The sequence below is a fragment of the Endozoicomonas sp. genome (assembly GCF_031844845.1).
GTDB lineage: Bacteria > Pseudomonadota > Gammaproteobacteria > Pseudomonadales > Endozoicomonadaceae > Endozoicomonas.
In genome coordinates, this window is sequence record NZ_JAVRMB020000412.1 from 1 (window position 1) to 3322 (window position 3322).

A 3322-nucleotide genomic window follows, 5' to 3' on the forward strand; every position below is an offset into this window, starting at 1 on the left:
ACTGGTATTGATTACCGGTAATGGGGCAATAATTTGCCCATTTATTAAAAATTTTGATACCGCTCGTGTTAATATACGACACCATACGTCAAGTGGAGTTAACTGCGGCGCAATCGTTTTAATTGAATCAAAAAAACCACACAGATTCGTCTGCATTTCTTGTATTTTTTTCATTAAATTGTGTTGACTGGTAATGCTTATAGTTTTCTGACGGCCACTTTCGGTCAGCTTACCAATTGCACTCATTAATAACGGACGGCTTGTTATTGATTCTTTATGCGAGTCTGGATTACTTAATCTGACAAAAAGCGTCCACCAATTATATATTAAGGCAACCATTCTTGAGATGAAGCGGCATCGCTTTAAATCTTGAGTGGTATAACCTCCCCAGCCCCACTGGTTTTTAATTTCATCAAAATTGTTCTCGCAATCAGCACGGTCTCGATAATGATCAATAACTGAAACAACATCATTATCAAGAGTTGTTACTAATACCGAGTATTCAAAGAGCTTTATGTTTTCCGGGCATTCAACAAAGCCGAGTTCCTTCTGACCTTTTTTACTATCGTGCTCCAATAATAAAACGTCATTTTTTGGAAGCCTTCTCCGGACAATAATAATGCGCCTTTATTTTGTCCATACAGACAGTTTTAATGTGGATTCCTTGCCTTCCCAGTGCTTGTCATACCGAGTTCAGCCTCCGCTACAGTGTGCATGATGTATGGCTTTCTTGACGTTTACGGTCTTCTTTATTTTGAACAGATAATCACATCCGATTTGTTCAAGTTCTGTCATTACCCGATCGCTGCCCCAATCACAATCACCCCGTACAAATTCAGGCCAGCATTCTTTTGGAAGGCGTTTTAATAAACTCATTAACCCCGGTAATGAATGGGCGCTATTCCCCTGATTACCTGGTTGAACCTCGACTTCAAGAATCAACTTTAAATTAGCCATCATGTAAGTATGATAGGTGTGAGAAGGCCGACCGTGTTTATGTGGATTATAACCTACGACAGCCCATTCCTGATTACCGTAGATTGTTTTTATTGTCACATCGACATCCATTATCCACGGAATTCTTAATAAAGGTTCGTAGCATTGTTGCAGGTGATTCTGTAACCATTCAACGCCTTCTTCTTCATCAATTTTAAGAAGTCCTCGACGGGCAGAATCATCACTGACAACTTTCTTCATGCCCAGTAATTTAGAATTAACACCATCACCTGTTAACGTTGCAATATGAGCATAACGCTTATGACCTGACAGTATCGAGAGAAGAAAAGAACCCAGAACATCAACTTTTCCAGGAGCGTTATTGCTTGTATAAACTAACGGACAATCATTAACCCAAGGTTCAAACCGACAGCCGGTTTTTAGAAACTGAATAAAAAAAGCTAACTGTCCCATTGGGGTTACCGATGCGCCCGGTTCCCACTCGACGTGAATCTTCCCTTCAAATGTATCTACCTCAATGGTGGCAGATGACAGCGGTTTGCCGAGCTCTTTCGACTCACCCTTAGGGTGAATTGGTTTGGGAGCTAAAACCATCCTGAATCCCTCTGTATTAGAGGGGTTACAGTTTAGCCGAAACTTTTAACTTCTGAATTTAGGATAAAGGTGCTTGGGGTTGTTTGTTCTTATTTTTAAGCACGGATTTGATTATTGTTAGAATCCATTGTCGTATATTCGCCGGGAATTACTGATGATATAGTGGACCCCATAAAGTGGACAAGTAGATAAGTTAAGTTTCCTGGCTGTAACATGACCCTTCAGGAGGGCATCATGGCAGCCAAAAGAAAACGACACTTACCAGAGTTTAAAGCTCAAGTTGCACTTGAGGCCTATAAAGGTGACAAGACCATCAACCAGATGGCCAGTGAGCATGAAATAGCAGCGGTTCAGATCAGCCAATGGAAACGACAGCTGCTCAAGGGGGTTTCTGAAGTCTTTGGACGAACGAGACCTGATATTGATCCGGAAGCGTTGACAGCCCCATTGTACCAAGAGATCGGTCGCCTGAAAATGGAGCTTGACTGGTTGAAAAAAAAATCTGGCAATGTCAATTAACGACAAGCGGATGTGCATTGAACCGGGTCACCCAGAGCTGAGCGTGCAGCGTCAGTGTGAGTTGCTTGGGTTGAACAGGTCAAGCTGGTATTACCAGGCTTCACCCGCACAGGAAAGTCTGGAGAATCTGCACCTGATGCGGCTGATTGACGAACAGTACACACGGACGCCCTTTTACGGCAGCCGCAAGATAACCGCATGGCTCAATGGACAGGAGTATCTCGTGAACAGGAAGCGCATACAACGGCTTATGAGGCTAATGGGCATTCAAGCAGTGGCACCAAAGCCCGGTACCAGCCTGCGTAACAAAGCGCATAAAGTGTACCCATATCTACTCCGAGGCGTGGCGATTGTCAGGCCTAACCAGGTCTGGAGTACTGATATTACATACTGCCCCATGCCTCAGGGGTTCATGTACCTGGTTGCGATTATCGACTGGTATAGCCGCTACGTAATTAGCTGGCAATTGTCCAATACACTGGATGCTGACTTTTGTATTCATGCGTTGAACAGTGCTTTGGAGCATGGTCAGCCTGATATTTTCAACACGGATCAAGGCTGTCAGTTCACCAGTCAAGAGTTCCTGGCCCCTTTGCAGAAACGAGAAATTCGTATCAGTATGGATGGCAAAGGTCGAGCTTTGGATAACATTTTTATTGAAAGGCTATGACGTTCAGTGAAATACGAATGGCTGTATACACATGAATTTCAGACAGTGCCTGAGCTTCATTCCGGGCTGGATGAATACTTTGAGTTTTACAATACCGAGCGTCTACACCAGTCGCTCAATTACAAGACGCCTCAAGCAATTCACTTTGCATGTTAGTCTTACAACCACTGCCAGGACTTAACTTAATTTCTGTGTTTTATTGTCTTGACAGTGGGGTCCACTTTAATGAGGCCAAAGGCTCCCTTCATTGGCTACACATCATGCGGGATGAGCAATGGACACTCTTACCTGTCTGAAAAACGGGGTTGTAAGGCAATGGATGCCATGGGCATTCTGCTTACTTTTGCCGGAGTGCTGGTTCATGACCATTGGAAACCCTACTTTACTTATGCGGCAGTGCATGTTCTTTGCAATGCCCATCATTTGAGGGAACTCCAGGGAGTTGTCGACAGAGATGGCAATCATCTGGCCTTGCGCATGATGAAATTGCTCAGCCTTTCCTGGCATTACTGTAAGGGCTTCAAAACCGTTGGTATGATGCTAATGCCAAGTGCTATTCGTGACCGGATTGAGGATATTTAT

General features: G+C 43.8%; 3 protein-coding genes and 1 pseudogene. 2 read left to right on the forward strand and 2 right to left on the reverse strand.

Annotation, left to right across the window (positions count from 1 at the left end; translation table 11 throughout):
* Positions 1 to 576: hypothetical protein (locus RM811_RS22785; RefSeq protein WP_402528855.1), on the reverse strand; the 576-nt coding region annotated here is incomplete at its 3' end.
* A gap of 117 nt (positions 577 to 693) precedes the next feature.
* Entirely contained in the window at positions 694 to 1551 is an 858-nt protein-coding gene (locus RM811_RS22790) for a transposase (protein ID WP_402528858.1), read from the reverse strand.
* 234 nt (positions 1552 to 1785) lie between these two features.
* Here RM811_RS22790 and RM811_RS22795 point away from each other — a divergent pair.
* Together RM811_RS22795 and RM811_RS22800 are read left to right on the forward strand one after the other, a co-directional pair.
* Positions 1786 to 2896 (forward strand): annotated as a pseudogene (locus tag RM811_RS22795) (IS3 family transposase).
* Positions 2897 to 2965: 69 nt separating this feature from the next.
* Positions 2966 to 3322, forward strand: a 357-nt coding sequence (locus RM811_RS22800; RefSeq protein WP_402528860.1) for a transposase, incomplete at its 3' end; no start/stop codon positions are given.

Excerpts from the sequence above, each read along its gene's own strand:
- RM811_RS22790 (WP_402528858.1), bottom strand. The coding sequence starts at position 1,551 with ATGGTTTTAGCTCCCAAACCAATTCACCCTAAGGGTGAGTCGAAAGAG.